Here is a 15,617-nt window from a genome sequence, read left to right as displayed (position 1 = left end):
GCTACGGTCCAGTCCCCCTTCTCCTAGACGAGTTCATCATTGCCGCCTCCTGACCTTGAGGGCCATTCCAGCCGCAACAACACCTATCAACGCAGCCACCAAAGCCGCCGCGTAAATCCAATAATCGCCAGCTCCACCAGTCCCCGGCAAAACCACCCCCGGCTTGTTCTCGACGTTGCCGCCGTCGACGGTAAGCGAAGCGTCGCCGTAAGTGGATTTGCCTTCAGTGTTGAAATTGGTATTCGCATACCAATCACCGGTGATGGTGCCACGTTCCAGCGGGCCGATACGGAACGTGTGCGGAGTGGTGTCGAGATCGTATCCGTCAGGAGCCTTGGATTCGATGAGCTGATACTCACCCCAATCCAGGCCGCTGATCTGGAGCTTGCCTGCGTCACCGTTCAAATCAACGTACTTACCTTTTTGAGCAGAGCAATCGGTGACGTTGTTCTGACCGTCCACGCAGTCGGTAACCGTGCCAAGCGTGGTGTCTGAAGTGACATCGGTGTACTTGGCTACGCCATTTTCCCAAGAGAAGGTCTTGGTCTGCTTGAGGGTCCACTCGGAACCAGGAAGCGGGTCCGAATTGGCGTTATCCGAAGACACCTTGTTCCACTTCACGGTGCCAGTCTTACGAGTGTTCGCAATCTTGTTGTCAGCATTGTCCGAACCAAACGCTGGCTTCCAGGTAGCGGATCCGTTGGCGATGGTGATCGTGTACACCGTATTGGACACTTCGTAACCGTTCGGGGCGGTCTTCTCCTTCAGCTGGTACGTGCCATCCGCAAGGTCGGAAACCTTGAACTTGCCGGCCGCGGTGTCTTCATCCGCCTTGGTGGATTCAGTCTCGTTCGCCACAGTCAGCACGCTACCCTGGGTGCGCAGCACGGCTGCGACCGCGCGATGCTCGCCACTGCGGGCAGCGACACGACGGCTACGGTACGCGGCGGTAGAGGTGACAGCGCAGCCCGAAGGAGCCTCGATCGAATACGACGGTCCAGCGGAAATCACCACAACTTCAGGAAGGGTATTGCCGTTGGTGAATTTGAAGTTGTTGTCATCTTTCGGAACATCGCTAGACGAGCCACGAGCTCCGTACCACTTTTTCGCGTCACCACTGATGTACTGGAATCCGAACTGGCTGTTTACATCAATCGCCTTATCACCAGTCAACGGAATATTCGCATAGGCATAGTTGGAGCAGGAATTGTACATTTGCTCCATATTGATATCCACCCAAGCGAAGTTCTTAGTCCGGTAATGTACTTTGACATTGCTTACAGGCCAATCCGTCTGTGCCTGGAAGTAGAGCGTGAGGTACTGCTTGGCGGTCACGTTCACCTTCAGGGTGAACGTCTTATTGGCGCGAGTTTCCGTGGCCGTGATGGTGACGGGGCTTGAGGTCACGTTGTTCGCGGTCAAAGTGACGTTTGTACCAGTGTGGACGCTCAGCGAGACGTTATCCGCGCTGGAGGTGGACCATGTAACAGTGTTGTCTGCAGGAACCACAGAAGCAGTCAGATTGAGGGTCTCGCCCTTCTCAAGACTGATTGTGTCTCCATTGTTGTGGCCGTCGATCGACACGGAAGTCACTATGGTCACGCCGGTGACCGTGACGGTGAACGATGCCGTGACATTACCATCAACCGATGTAACGGTAATCGTAGTATTGCCACTACCGGTCGGGGTGACAGTGCCATCCGCAACTGATGCAACCTTGGTATCGCCGGACGACCAGCTCAGTTTGGCACCGCTAATCGCATTACCATTCTGGTCGTAGGCAGTTGCAGTAAACGTCTGCGGGGTGGTATCAGTGAACGACGCGGATGTGACAGGATTCCCGCTTGCATCCGTAATCGTAATGCTCTTGACTTCCGTACCGGACTGATCATCGGTGACGGTCCACGTCTGCTCAGCCTCAGAGCTGTCGGCAGACTTCATCTTGGACAGCGTCCATGACGAGCCAGCCAGCAGCGTGCTGCCATCAGTACCGTCGACCTTCTGCCATTCAATCGAGGAGCCGGACTTCTTATTGATGATCTTGCCGTCGGTCAGCAGCCTATTATCCGAATCCGAGCTAATCGCATTACCAGTGCTGTCAAAAACGTTGACAATGTTTGTCGCAGCCGTGGTAGTACTGCTACCGGTATTGATCTGGTAAATGTTGGTATTCTGTGTATAGCCCGTGACCGTGCCCGATTCCTTCAGGAAATAGGTGCCGTTCTTGGCCAAGTTGCTCAGCTTGAACGAACCGGCAACATCGGCATCATCGTTCCAACCGCCATCGGCGATGGTGGCAAGAGCGTTCTGGCCGTTTACCGCATCATCTTTCCTTCCATACACGGTCCAGCTGGTGCCGCCCAAAGCGGTGCCAGACTCATCCACCTTGTCCCACGCGATCGCCGCGCAGCTAGTGGAGTACGAACCATTCCAAGGCAAGTTATGGCGCTCCTGGTCCATATCCAGAATGGATGTGGTCTTTTCGCCGGATTCGTTGATGAATTCGGCACCAACGGCGTGATCCGTGCTTTGACCAGAAGTTTTCTTCACGGTCTCGTTGTTCAGCATCTCGTAATCGCCGCCGACCCACACACGACCATTGGTGGAAACGTGGCTCTGGAGGTTGCCTTTAGGAATAAGAATGCTGCCCATCCAAGCTGCAGAAGGATCGTCCGTAGCCTTCATGTCTTCCGTGGTGCCCCACGCACCATGATTGGCGTTGACGTTCGAGTTGTGGTTGCTGACAGTGATCCTGCCTGTGGCCTGACCACCGCGAATCACCACATTCGACGCGTCGGCGAAGTTCCACATGATCTGCTGCGCGTGCTTGGCATAGTTCGTGTTCTTCGTCGTCTGTTCAGTATCCGCAGCAGATGCAGCGGTGACGAAATCGTTGGCGATGTTGTCGTTATTCCACCAGAAACGCCAACCATTGTGGAAGTCGATAGTCTGTCCGCTTGCGCCAGTCACGTTGATCACAACGGAGGCATTATCCGGCACATTGACGAACTTGAAATCGATGCCCGTGTACTCAGTCCCGAGATTCAGTTCCGATGCGGGCAGGTTGAACACCTGCATGCTCTTGCTGGTATCGGTGCTGGTGAAGGTGATCAGCTTTTCCTTATCCAGCTGTCCACTATAGAACGTGAAGGAGTTGCCTTGGTTTTCGTTCTTCTTGTAGTCATATTTGTAAATAGTGTAGGAATTACCTGCCGAAGGCGCAGTACCCGTAGTGACGGTACCGGTTGCCGGCAATTTCGTTCCGTTGCTCAAATCTGTGGAGAGCTTCGAAATCTTTTCCCCGTACTTGGAATAGTCCGTTCCGTTCACATTGGACAGATTGTTGGACTGGCCCCAAGTCACCAAGGTGGAATCGGTGCCAAGAACCGGCGGCTGCTTGGACGTATCATCACTACCGCTCAATCCACGAATGGAATTAACGTTGGTAGTACCCCAAACGTTTGTGGGACTACCGGCCAAAGAAGCCTTATAACCATGGTCAGTGGTGTCGGTGGAGCTTGTTTTGCCGAGCCATCCCGGAGCGGTCCAAGCGCCGACTTTGGTGCCCATCACAGATGTGGTGGTGTTGCCGCCAACCGCCAACACGGTCTTATTGTCGGCAGGACGGAACTGGGAACCGAAACCGACCACACCCCAGCGGAAGCCACGGGAAACATAGGATTTGCCACCGGCAGTGCCCTTGTTCCACAACTTCCATGCTTCCTTCTGCGGATTCATAGCCAAGCTGCCATTCACAACCGTCAAGCCTTCGGCTTCAACGGCATAGGTGCCGTCCGGGCCAGTAGCACTGTTCAGAGCATTGGCATCAGAGGGTTTCCCACCCACATACATATCTCCGCCAACATACGTCGCGACACCGGTATCAGTGCCCGTGACGCTTGTGTCATCACCCAAGCCAACAGAGGCCGGAGTGCAGGTTGCTCCATCCTTGAGTTGTTCGTCCGCCTTGGCGTTGTAGGTGGGGATGAGGGAGGTGACGGCGACGGTGGCCATCATGGCGACCGCGACTGCGGCGGCGGTCAGCGAGCGGGTACGCGAAAAGACGCGACCGGCGGCCGATCGCGTTCCTGAATAGTGCTGCGGTACGTGTTTGTCTGCACCGTTAAGCCACTGCTTCATCCTGTACCCTCCTGCAAGGTCCTCAACCTTCGAGCCCCCTCGAAACCCGAGGATTGACGTTCCTTGCTCAATTTCCTTCACTGCACGCTCGCTATGCGTGCATACGTTTTCCTTGCCTCATCGCGGTTCCAACACCTCCGTTGGCAACCCTCTTGTTCTTCTCCAATTACCATTTGCAATGCTAACCTTTGCATCCATGAAAATCAATGAAACAAAGCCCCGCAACCACCCTTATAGCAGTGAAACCCCCCCCGTCTATTTTTTGACATGCCGTTAAACCATTGCGACTATTAGGTTTCGAGACTTTTTTAATGCTGCGAAAAATAAATCAAAGCTTGCTAAATTTTCCGGACATAAATGCCCCCGAATGTGTTTAATGAAACAAATGATTGCAAATCTGTTTCATTTTTTCATGAAACAGCCCGACGCCACCTTGCGCCAAACAGAGGCAATAATCCCCTGCAACCCTCAAGAAATCAAATCTCAATCATCCAAACCATGGCTGCAAGACGCAGCCATGGCAAGACGCAACCTTACCGCCCGTACACGGAATCGGTGCCACGCAGCACCAGCTGCGCGCGCACGATCTCATGCGCGTTCTCCAGCTGTTCACCCTCGATCAGCTTCATGGCCTTCTGCGCCGCCGCGCGACCCATCGCATACGGGTCCTGGCGCATGGTGGTCAGGTTCACGGTGTCCGCATACGGCGAATCATCAAAGCCGATGATCGAATAGTCCGTCGGCGTATGGTGGCCGTACCTGTCCAGGCGCAGCACCAGCGGAATCGCCATCATATCGGTCTGGCAGCAGATGCCGTCCGGGAACTCGTCAAGCGCCAGCAGCGCGGTCAACGCCGAATCCGCGAACGTCTTGCCACGAGGAACGGAAAGCACGCGCCACTTGAAGTCATGCGTGCTTTCCATCGTCTTGCAGGCGCGGATGAAGCCCTGCCCACGCGCGTCGATGGACGAGTTGATGGAATCCACGGCCTCGGAGCACACGTACACGATGTTCTTGTGGCCCAGATTGATCAGATGCTGCGCGGCGGTGAACATGCCGTCCTCATCGTCGATGGAGATGGTGGCGTCGAATCCGCGCTGCGATGGCGTGTTGATGCCGACGATCGGCACATGGATGCGCTTGAGCTGCTGGATCTCCTTCGACTCCACGCCGAAGGACGTCACGAACACGGCGTCCACGTTGCGGCGGACCGGCAGATTCGTGAAGAATTCCTTACGATTCTCGGCCGTGTCGACGTGCTGGAACAGCGACACGTCATATCCGGCGTCGTGCATGATGGAATCGATACCGGCGAAGACCTCCGTATTGAACCAGCTGGTGATCTCCTCGTTCATAAGCATCGCCACACGGAACGACTGTCCGGACTTCAACGACGTGGCGGAACGGGAGATGTTGAAATCCAGCTTGTCCGCGGTCTCCAGAACCTTGCGACGGGTGCGGTCGGAAACCAGTTCCGGACGCGTGAACGCTCGCGAAACCGTGGAAATCGACACACCTGCGGCTTTGGCAACCTCACGAATGCCTGCTTTGTCCATCTCTATCCCCTTTGCGGCCTCAGCACCGAAATCACAAACGTTTCCAGCATTGGAAATATTCGTTTGAGCGGCGATGCTCTCTCAATCTGTTTCCATCATACTGCGAACGTTGTCAAAAATCACGCTAGTTTTGCACAAAATGCGCAAATAATCAAAATAACCGGATACAGAGCGTAGAAAACCCACTTCGTCCAGGAATGCTTGTAGCCCAGACGGCCATTGTCGTAATGGACGAACGCGACGCCCACGCCAGGAGTGATCATCATCACCGCGCCGAACAGGCCGGCGGTGAACATCATCGAGTTCTCATACTGCCGCATAAGCTTGAAAATCAGCGCAAAACCAAGGGTCACGGCACCAATGCTCATCATGTGCTGGCGCAGTCCCACGCGCAGCAGCAGGTCCCACAGCAGGCCGACCACCACCAGAAGAACCGAGAAAACCACCTTCATGGCCTTCTGATAATGCTCACCCACCCATTCAAGCGCCGCAAGCACCGCAAACGCAATGAACAAGCCGAAAACCGGGTTCTGCGAGCCCAGATCGAAGGTCTTTCCGGACGTGGCGAGGTCATACGGCACCTCACACACCACGGCGAGTGCAAACAACTGCAAACCGTATGCAACACGGCTGTGCGTTTTCAGAAAACCCTGCACCAGAAGCCACGCGTAGATCGGAATCGCGAACCAGGAAGCCACCTCGCTGAGCACCATCGCGGTCAGCGACGTCATGTTGTTCGTATCGGAGCCGAAGAACAGCGGGACGATGGTGGTGGAGCCGGCGGACAGCACCAATGCCACCGCGCCGATGACCTTGAGCTGGAACACCGTCAGGCCACGGCGCTTCTTCTTGGCTCGGCGCGCGGCGCTGAATCCAATCTGTTCGGTCGAATCGGTTCCAGCTCCCTGATCGGCATAGCCTTCCATACGTCCTCCTGTTCATATGCGCGCCCTTGCTTGCGCGCGATTAGGTAATCGATTAATCGATACACGGCCTATGTGCGTTTCACGTGCGGCTTACGCGCGACTCGCACGTTGGACTATATACAAGCCCACGTGCGGTCAGCGCCGCGATTCACGCGTCCAGCACGAATTTCAGCAGCCCGTCGTAATCCGCGCCGTTAAACGAACATACAGCATGCTCCGATACCTGCGGATCGTTCGCCGGCGAAATCTCCGTACGGAAATATGCGGCGTCGATACCGGCGGAATTGGCGCCGATGATGTCGTTCTTCTCGTCATTGCCCACCATGAGCGCGTTCTTGGCGGTGACGAACTCGCGGTCGAGCGCCAGCATGTACAGGTCACGCGCGGGCTTGCGGATCTTTTCCTCACTGGAGATGATCACATCGTCCAGCACGCTCGACAGTCCCGTCATCTCCAATTCCGGACGCGTGTAGCAGGCCTGCGCGTTGCTCAACAGCACCACGACCACGCCGGCGTCCTGCAACGTCTGGATCATGTCCAGCGCGCCCGGATACAGGCGGATCATGCTGGTGCTGCCCTGGCGGAACGCCCATGCGGCCTTCAACGCGGCCTGCGGCAACGCCAGCTTCTTCTCCGCCTCCTCGTCGCGGTGCATCAGCAGCGAGCGGTAGACCGGCAGTATGTCGAACTCGTCCCAACCATTGCGAACGATTGCACGATTCGCCTGATGGACCATCTCACGCGTCTCAAGCTTGTCGAAACGGTCACGCATCTCTTCAACCGAGCCATATTCCGCGCCCAAATCGCGGACGCAATCGTACAAGGCCTGCCAGGCGGCGTCGCTCTGCTCGTCGGTGCGGATGTCGATCAACGTGCCGTAAAGGTCGAAAAACACCACTTCGTATCGTGGATTGTGCGCTCCGGTTCCCATCGTATCTATCGTGTCCTTTCTGGTCATCCGGCCCCATTGCCGTACGGTAACGGCGACCGCAGCTTCGCGGCCGCCGTTTGCTGCAACTACCCTATCAAGGATATTCCTGTAATGAGAGTATTACTGTAGCCGCCAGATTGCAAACGTATGCGACGGAATGATCAGATAATCGCCGTCGCCCGCGTTCACATTGCCTTCCATAGACCCCCTCGACGAGCCGAAGCCGCACCAGAAGCGCGGGGTTCCGGAAAGCTGGTCCACACCCGTGGCACCCACGTCGATCACACCGACGTGCTTGCCCGGATTGACGGCCACCAGGTAGTCGCCGACACGGTATACCAGCTCGTCGCCTTCCGTGTTGACGATCTCGCGTTCGCCGTCAAACCACCGCGGATCGGACTTGCGCAATGCGATCAGCTTCGCGTAATACCCAATCAGGTCGCGCATGCGCCACGCGCGGTGCCAATCCAGCCAGTTCAGCTCCTTGGCGGAATCGTACGAATCGGAGCTGCCGAACTTGGTGCGGGCGAACTCCTCGCCGGACAGCATGAACGGAATGCCCGCCGAGGTGAGCGTGATGCCCGCGGCCAGCTTGTTGGCGTCCATCACGTCCTGCAACGCGGCTGCCACCTTCGGATTGAGAGAAGCCAGGTTCTCGGCCGAGAAATCGGCGTCATACATGACCTTCGGCACGTCCACGGAATTCTCTTGGTCGCCTTCGGACACCGTGCTGCCCAGCGATCCGGCCGCGAGGCTCGCGCACAGCTTGTCCCATAACGTCAGGTCGTCATGCGCGGAGACGTATTGGATGATCTGCCCCGGTTTGCCTTCCGGATGCTTGCCGTTGCGCCACGCGTCCACGGCCTCGCGCACGGCTGGCGCGTTCTCGTGCATGCCGCCGTTCACGTAGCCAGGACGGTCGGAATAGAACACATGGCCCTTGATGGTGTCGCGCGTGGTGTCGCAGAAATGGCCGATGCGATCGTCAAGTTTCGGCAAGCCGCCCTTGTCGGCCAGCAATGTGTCTGCCGGCAGCGGCGAGGTGGCTCCGGCGGACCACGGTTCGCCGTACATGAGGATGTCGCGTCCGCGGCCGGGAATCTCGTCCAGCGCGGCGCGCACGGCGTTCATGGTGTCCACGTCGATAAGGCCCATCAGGTCGAAGCGGAAGCCGTCCATGTGGTATTCGCGCGCCCAGAACGTCACCGATTCCACGATGAAACGACGGAACATCTTACGTTCGGTGGCCATGTCGCAGCCGCAACCGGAGCCGTTGGAGAACGCCCCGTTCGGCTTGCGGCGCAGGAAATATTCCGGTACGGCGCGTTCGAACCAGTTGTCGGTGGAGAACATGTGGTTGTAGACCACGTCCATGATCACCTTGATGCCGGCCGCATGCAGCGCCTGCACCATCCGCTTGACCTCGCGGATGCGCGTGGTGCCGTCGAACGGATTGGTGGAGTACGAGCCTTCCGGCACATTGTAGTTAACAGGGTCGTAGCCCCAGTTATAGCGATTGCAGGTGGCTTCGTCCACGGAACCGAAGTCGTAGATCGGCATCAGCTGCACCGCGGTCACGCCAAGCTTCTTCAGATAGTCGATGCCCGTCGGAAAATCGGGATGGCCTTCCAGCGTGGTCCCATCGTCCGTGAAAGCAAGATATTTGCCACGGTGCGATGCGGGAAAGCCACCGGCCGAGTCGTTGCTGAAATCGCCCACGTGCGTTTCCCAGACCACGGTCTGCGCAAGCGGAACGTCGGGCGTGCGGTCGTCTTCCCAGCCGTCCGGATTGGTGCGATCGAAATCGACAACCATGCTGCGGCGGCCGTTCACTCCGGCGCCGTACGCCCACGGGTCGGCGACGCGGTCGACGGAACCGCAATCGCGTTCAATCAAAAAGTCGTAATATACGCCGTGCTTGTTGTCGGCGAAATCATACGTCCAGGAACCGTCGGATTCCGAACGCATCGGGTACTGTCCGATCAGAGCGTCGCCGTCTTCCCCCGTAGAGCCGCGCATGAACAGTCGCAGTGTCACCTTCTGTGCGGAAGGCGCCCAGAGAGCAAACTGGGTGCCGGTTTCAGTAACCACGGCACCCAGCGGCCGTTCCAGACACAGCGGGAACGGTTCGGCGACGCTCGTATTCGGCTGTGCGAAGCTGTCTACGAGCGTCATATCCTTTGCCTTTCTTTAGCCCTTCACGGAGCCAGCCATGGACTCCTGATAGAAGCGCTGCATCACAATGAACAGGATTGCGATCGGGATGGAGATCACGACCGCGGCCGCGGCGAAGCGGGCGTACCAGTTCTGGATGTATTCCTTCTGCAGCATGAGCCACAGGCCCAACGCCACGGTGTAGTTGGACTGCGTACGGCAGATCACCTTGGCCATGACGAAGTCAAGCCATGGGGTCAGGAAGCCGATGATGGCCTGGTAGACAATCATAGGCTTGCAGATCGGGATGATGATCTTGTAGAACACCTGGAAACGGGTGCAGCCGTCGAGCAGGGCGGCCTCGTCAAGCGAGGTCGGGATGGTGTCCATGTAGCCCTTCATCACGTAGAAGCCCGCGCCGGAACCGGCGGAGTAGACGAGGATCAGGGCCACGATGGTCATGTTGCCGTCAGCGAGGCCGAGGGCCTTCAGGATGAAGTAGATGGCGGTGACAGCCATGATGCCCGGGAACATGCCGAGGATCAGCACGACGTTCATGAAGGTCTTGCGGACGCGGAAGCGCAGACGGCTCATGCAGTACGCAACGGAGAGCACGAACACCACGGAGATCACGCAGGTGAAGCACGCGATGATGAACGTGGTGCCGAACATCTTCGGGAAGTTCAGCACGTTGCGGTCGGTGAACAGGACCTTGTAGTTGTCGAGCGTCCACTCCTTCGGGAAGAAGGAGCTGGTGTACGGGGCGGTGTTCTTGTTGAACGATTCCGCGAACACCCACACGATCGGGACCAGCCAGATGATGGCCAGGATGGCCAGGAACAGGTGGGCGAAGACATCGCCGGTGATGCGGCGGATCTTCTGGTCGTGCAGGAAGCCGTGGCTTTCTACCTTGACCTGGGAGTGATTGTTGCTCATCGGAATGCCTCCTCGTTCTTGTAGGAGCCGGAATTGCGGTAGGTGACCAGCGAGACGATGGCCAACACGATGAAGGTCATGATGCCGATCACTGCGCCGAGGTTGTAATCGTTCTTATCGACGGTCAGCTTGTACAGCCAGGTGATAAGCAGATCGGTCGAGCCTGCGGAATCGCCCAGCGGAGTAGGATCGCCGCCGGAGAGCAGGTAGATGACGTTGAAGTTGTTCACGTTGCCGGTGAAGGTGGTGATCAGGTACGGGGTGAGCACGAAGATGATGTACGGCATGGTGATCTTCGTGAAGATCTGCCACCAGTTGGCGCCATCGATCTTCGCGGCCTCGTACTGGTCGGCCGGAATGTTCTGCAGAATACCGGTGATCTGCATGATGGTGTACGGGATGCCGACCCAGAGGTTGATCACGATGACCGTGACGCGAGCCCAAGTGGCGTTCGTGAAGAACGGCAGCGGGCCGTCAATCCAGCCCCACGCCTGCAGCATGCGGTTCACGGCGCCCTGCGGCTGGAGCATGGTGTGCATGACCAGCAGGGACACGAACTGCGGCACTGCGATGGACATGGAGAAGCATGCGCGCCAGAAGCCCTTGAAATGGGTGGTCTTGCGGTTGATGATCATGGCCACGAACATGCCCAGGAAGAAGTTCAGGAAGGTGGCGAAGAAGGCCCAAATCAGGGTCCATCCCAGCACTCGCATGAACAGGCCAGCGTTGACCGTGCCGCCGCTGTTGGAGAAGACGGTGGCGAAGTTCTTCAGGCCCACCCAGTGGAACAGCACGAGGTTCTTGTGGTCGTAGCTGGTGAACGCCATGGAGATCATGAAGATCAACGGCAGCACGGTGAACACCGCGATGCCCAGCGTCGGCAGGAACATGAGCAGCACGTGCGCCTTGGCGTCGAGCAGTTCGCGCAGGTCGTCCATGAAGGAAGGCGTCTTGCCATTCTCCTCAAGCAGCACCTGCGACTTGTACGCGGCACGCACGGACATGATCCATAGGCCGATGAAGGCGGCGGTGATGACCAGCGCGGCCACGCCGTACAGCAGGATGACCACGGAGCGGTCGGGCTCGGTGTAGACCCAGAAGCCGTCGACCAACTTCTTGCCACCCTTGTTGGTGCCCAAGGTCGGCAGCTTGGACAGGTAGCCGACACCATTGGTGACCATGAACACGATGTATGCGATTTCCAGCACCAGCATGGTGATGCCCTTGACATACTGCTTGCGCACGATATTGCCAAGGCCGAACACCACGGCGGAAAGCTTGGTGAACAGATCACCGTGCTGGAACGCCGCCTTCACCGTATACGGCGACGGGGGAACGTAATCAGCGCCCTGCTTCCGGCGGCGCTTCATTTCCCGTGGGGAAAGAGTTGTTGCTGTCATTTCGACCGCCCTCTCATATGGATATTGAAAGATAAAAAAAGCTTTGCTTCCGGACAAGGGGAAGGAGAATTTAAAAACCTTGCCCGGGATGCAAAGCTCGGAGGAGGAGTGAGCCACTATGCAGAGTGGGGAGAAACACCGCGACTCGAAGCGCTTCTCAAAGTAGCAGGACGACTGGGGGGATTTGGCAGTACCAGCCGCCCTGCTTATTCAGTTATGAGTTTTCAGTTATCGGTTTGATGCACCCGAAGGCAATCACTCGGCGATCTTGCCGCCAGCCTGCTTGACCCAGTCCTGGAACTTGGCGGCAGCGTTGTCCTTGGTGATTTCCTTGTTGATCAGGGCCTTGCCGAAAGTCTCGGCCGGGGTCCACCAATCGTTCATGCCGGACAGACCGGACTGCAGGATGGCGGTGTTGGCCATGGTGTCGGCCTGAGCCTGGGCAGCGATGTCGTCCTTGGTGAGGTCGGACAGGGACTTGTCGGTCGGCGGGATCTGGCGCAGCTCGTAGTGCAGCTTCTGGGACTCGGTGGAGCCGAGGTAAGCGGCGAACTGGGCGGCGGCCTTGGCGTTCTTGGAGTTCGGGTTGTAGGCGGCGGCCTTGGTGGCGGCGAAGGACTTCATCTGCTTCTTCTGGCCGTTCACGGTGAAGGTCGGCAGGGAGGTGGCGGCGTAGTTGTCGCCCAGAGCCTTCTTCACGTCAGCAGCGGACCAAGTGCCGGAGAACAGCACGTCGGCGGAACCATCCTTGATGGCGGCGAGGCCGGAAGCGCCATCGTCGTTGGAGAAGTTCGGGTTGGCCACAACGTCAGCCAGGTAAGCGGTGACATCGCCACCGTCCTTCGGGAAGACCATGCCGGCCTTCGCGTTGTTGCCCTTCTCACCGAACAGGGTCAGGCCATCGAAGAAGCCGTTGACATACCAAGAGTTGGACAGCGGGAAGGTGACCTTGGCCTTGGAGAGGATGGTGTCGAAGTCCTTGGCCTCGTCTTCGGTGATCTTGGACTTGTTGTAGTACATGAACCAGGTGTTGTCGGTGTACGGCACGCCGTAAAGCTTGCCATCGGTGCCGGTGACGGAGTTGATCTCGAGGTCGCCGTTCTGTTCCTTCACCTGCTTCGCGGCGTCGGTGCCCAGCTGGCCGATAGCGCCGGCATCGATCAGGGTGCCCAGCTGATCGGAAGCGAACATGTAGACATCGGCGGCGGCGGACGGATCGGTGCCGACCTGCTTGGAGGCATCGCCTTCAGAGACGACGTCGTTCTTCCAAGTGATGTTGTACTCGGAGTGCTCCTTGGCGAAGTTCTCTTCGACCTTGCCCAGCCAGTTGGCGTTCTTGGCCTGGTCTTCCTGCGGAGCCCAGACGCTCAGGGTGATGTCCTGGGTGCTGGAGGCCTTCTGATCGCTACCACCGTTGTCGGAGCCGCCGCACGCAGCGAGCGGAACCAGCATGGCAACAGCAGCAGTAAGTCCGATTGCCTTCTTCCAATCGATCTTCATTGATCTTCCTTTCCTCACATAACCTTGTGCTCTGCAGCACCCTCGGTTGGATGGTATGGACCAAAACCCTGCATACGTTCACATCATCGTTTCTCGGATGATTGCCAACCACGCTGGGGCTACCGAAAATGCATCAGTGCTTGTTAGTGTAGCACGTTTCTGCCAACGTTTGCAATTCGGCGTTATGATTGTTCCAGCGAAACACCTCAAACCGCGAAATACCAAGGAGACACACCCTCATGATTTCCCCCGCGCGCAACCCCCGACCCTCGTGGCTCTCCAATGCCGTGTTCTACGAGGTCTATCCGCAGTCCTTCGCCGATTCCAACGGAGACGGCATCGGCGACATCCCCGGAATCACCGCGAAACTGGACTATATCAAGGATCTCGGCTGCAACGCCATCTGGCTGAACCCGTGCTTCGAATCGCCGTTCAAGGACGCCGGCTATGACGTGAGCGACTACAAGAAGGTGGCGGCGCGCTACGGCACCAACGAAGACCTCATCGCACTGTTCGACGCCGCTCATCAACGCGGTATGCATGTGATTCTCGACCTCGTTCCGGGCCATACCAGCGAGGAGCACGCCTGGTTCCGCCGCAGCAGCGAGGCCGAACGCAACGAGTATTCCGACCGCTATATATGGACGGATTCGTGGATTGCCGGCGGCGACGGACTGCCGTTCGTCGGCGGCGAATCGCCCCGCGACGGCACCTATATACTGAACTTCTTCAAGTGCCAGCCGGCGCTCAACTACGGTTTCGCCCACCCCACGCGCTCCTGGCAGCAACCCGCGCTCGGCCCGGAAGCCAAGGCCACCTGCGATGCGATGGTGGACGTCATGCGATTCTGGCTTTCGCTGGGAGCGGACGGCTTCCGCGTGGACATGGCCGACAGCCTCGTCAAGAAGGACGACGCCGGCAAACCCTATACGATCCGTACCTGGCAGTACATGTTCGCCCAGATCCGACCGGAGTTCCCCAAGGCCGCGTTCGTCTCGGAATGGGGGCGTCCGAACGAGTCGATGGCCGCCGGTTTCGACATGGATTTCTACCTCGATTGGCGTTGGGACGGCATTCCCAATGGCTACAACATGTTGCTGCGCAACACCGACGACCCGCTGAGCCGCGAAGGCGACACCAGCTATTTCAACGCGGATTCCGGTACTGAAATCGGCGATTTTCTGCGCGAATACGAACCTCGTCTACGCGAGACCGAAGCCTATGGAGGCAGCTTCAATTTCGTCACCTGCAACCACGACACCGCACGCGTGGCGCCACGTCTCTCCCCGCGTGAGATCGCGCTGGCCTACTGCACGCTGTTCGCGTTGCCAGGCGTGCCGTTCCTGTATTACGGCGATGAGATCGGCATGCGGTACCGCCAGCTGCCCACCAAGGAAGGCGGCTACGTGCGCACCGGTTCGCGCACTCCGATGCAGTGGGGCGACGACGGTTCGACCGACGGTCTGGCGGGCGGCGAATACCTGCCGACCGATACCGCAGCCGACGCACCGACCGTTGCGGCGCAGCAGGCGGACGAGGGGTCGCTCTGGCATATCGTGCGCGACATGCTGCATATGAAGGGGGCCAATGCCGCATTGCAGACCGACGCCTCGTTCCATGCAATCGAACGAAAAAGGGTGTTCGCTTTCGTCCGTTCGACGGATTCGCAGCAGGTGATTGTGGCGGTCAATCCGAGCCGCGATTGCAAAGCTTTGCAGTTACCAGAAGGTAATTACCGCGAGATTTTCAAAATCGGCGAAACCGAGCTCGACGGCACTTCCCTGCAACTTGGTTTGCAAAGCTTTGCAATACTCAAGGCCGAATAAAGACGTCGGACACTGCCGGAAACGGTGACGGAAGCGACAGCCGGGGGCGGCGTCGGAAGTAGCGCCGAACGATTACCGGAAGTGACGTCGGACGATAATATCCGGCACCACTTTCGGTAATCATCCGCCGCAATCCGGCATCCATCCGACATCCGTCTAACACTGCAAACGATATGCAGTCCAAAAATTGAATTTCAATTTTTAATCATTGTATAAATAGTCGCAAAAAGGCTATTTTGCAATGCATT

General features: G+C 57.8%; 9 protein-coding genes. 1 reads left to right on the top strand and 8 read right to left on the bottom strand.

Annotated elements, in window-relative coordinates:
* Positions 1-36: 36 nt before the first annotated feature.
* The 8 genes from AC1ATL_RS08045 to AC1ATL_RS08010 form a co-directional block, all read right to left on the bottom strand.
* Entirely contained in the window at positions 37-4,140 is a 4,104-nt protein-coding gene (locus AC1ATL_RS08045) for a SpaA isopeptide-forming pilin-related protein (protein ID WP_476569826.1), read from the bottom strand.
* A 533-nt stretch (positions 4,141-4,673) separates the two neighbouring features.
* Complete coding sequence (locus tag AC1ATL_RS08040) at positions 4,674-5,696, bottom strand: LacI family DNA-binding transcriptional regulator (protein ID WP_432624795.1); 1,023 nt, start codon at positions 5,694-5,696, stop codon at positions 4,674-4,676.
* 119 nt (positions 5,697-5,815) lie between these two features.
* Positions 5,816-6,622: a TraX family protein gene (locus tag AC1ATL_RS08035; RefSeq protein WP_476569825.1), complete on the bottom strand. Its 807-nt coding sequence runs from the start codon at positions 6,620-6,622 to the stop codon at positions 5,816-5,818.
* A 148-nt stretch (positions 6,623-6,770) separates the two neighbouring features.
* Positions 6,771-7,580, bottom strand: coding sequence for an HAD family hydrolase (locus AC1ATL_RS08030; RefSeq protein ID WP_476569824.1), 810 nt, complete (start codon positions 7,578-7,580; stop codon positions 6,771-6,773).
* Between the two features lie 93 nt (positions 7,581-7,673).
* Positions 7,674-9,728, bottom strand: a complete 2,055-nt coding sequence (locus tag AC1ATL_RS08025; protein ID WP_476569823.1) for an alpha-amylase family glycosyl hydrolase — start codon at positions 9,726-9,728, stop codon at positions 7,674-7,676.
* 15 nt (positions 9,729-9,743) lie between these two features.
* A complete protein-coding gene (locus tag AC1ATL_RS08020) occupies positions 9,744-10,643 on the bottom strand; it encodes a sugar ABC transporter permease (RefSeq protein ID WP_476569822.1) in 900 nt (299 codons plus the stop codon).
* Positions 10,640-12,013 carry a carbohydrate ABC transporter permease gene (locus tag AC1ATL_RS08015; protein ID WP_476569870.1) on the bottom strand — a complete coding sequence of 458 codons (1,374 nt, stop codon included), beginning with the start codon at positions 12,011-12,013 and terminating at the stop codon, positions 10,640-10,642. The genes AC1ATL_RS08020 and AC1ATL_RS08015 overlap by 4 nt, the downstream gene beginning before the upstream one ends.
* A gap of 285 nt (positions 12,014-12,298) precedes the next feature.
* On the bottom strand, positions 12,299-13,543 hold the full coding sequence (locus tag AC1ATL_RS08010) for an extracellular solute-binding protein (RefSeq protein ID WP_476569821.1): 1,245 nt from the start codon (positions 13,541-13,543) through the stop codon (positions 12,299-12,301).
* A 239-nt stretch (positions 13,544-13,782) separates the two neighbouring features.
* Between AC1ATL_RS08010 and AC1ATL_RS08005 the strand changes: the two genes are divergently transcribed.
* Positions 13,783-15,369 (top strand): alpha-amylase family glycosyl hydrolase, encoded by a 1,587-nt coding sequence (locus AC1ATL_RS08005; protein WP_476569820.1) that lies wholly within the window; start codon positions 13,783-13,785, stop codon positions 15,367-15,369.
* Positions 15,370-15,617 lie beyond the last annotated feature (248 nt).

It is taken from the genome of Bifidobacterium sp. LH_743 (assembly GCF_056355775.1).
The sequence above is the reverse complement of the archived record's forward strand: the minus strand, read 5'-3'. Positions and strand labels throughout refer to the sequence as shown.

What these genes read in the sequence shown, in the direction of transcription:
- AC1ATL_RS08010 (WP_476569821.1), bottom strand. Translation starts at nt 13,543, where the DNA reads ATGAAGATCGATTGGAAGAAGGCAATCGGACTTACTGCTGCTGTTGCC.
- AC1ATL_RS08040 (WP_432624795.1), bottom strand. Translation starts at nt 5,696, where the DNA reads ATGGACAAAGCAGGCATTCGTGAGGTTGCCAAAGCCGCAGGTGTGTCG.
- AC1ATL_RS08045 (WP_476569826.1), bottom strand. Translation starts at nt 4,140, where the DNA reads ATGAAGCAGTGGCTTAACGGTGCAGACAAACACGTACCGCAGCACTAT.
- AC1ATL_RS08020 (WP_476569822.1), bottom strand. Translation starts at nt 10,643, where the DNA reads ATGAGCAACAATCACTCCCAGGTCAAGGTAGAAAGCCACGGCTTCCTG.
- AC1ATL_RS08015 (WP_476569870.1), bottom strand. Translation starts at nt 12,013, where the DNA reads ATGAAGCGCCGCCGGAAGCAGGGCGCTGATTACGTTCCCCCGTCGCCG.
- AC1ATL_RS08035 (WP_476569825.1), bottom strand. Translation starts at nt 6,622, where the DNA reads ATGGAAGGCTATGCCGATCAGGGAGCTGGAACCGATTCGACCGAACAG.
- AC1ATL_RS08030 (WP_476569824.1), bottom strand. Translation starts at nt 7,580, where the DNA reads ATGACCAGAAAGGACACGATAGATACGATGGGAACCGGAGCGCACAAT.
- AC1ATL_RS08025 (WP_476569823.1), bottom strand. Translation starts at nt 9,728, where the DNA reads ATGACGCTCGTAGACAGCTTCGCACAGCCGAATACGAGCGTCGCCGAA.
- AC1ATL_RS08005 (WP_476569820.1), top strand. Translation starts at nt 13,783, where the DNA reads ATGATTTCCCCCGCGCGCAACCCCCGACCCTCGTGGCTCTCCAATGCC.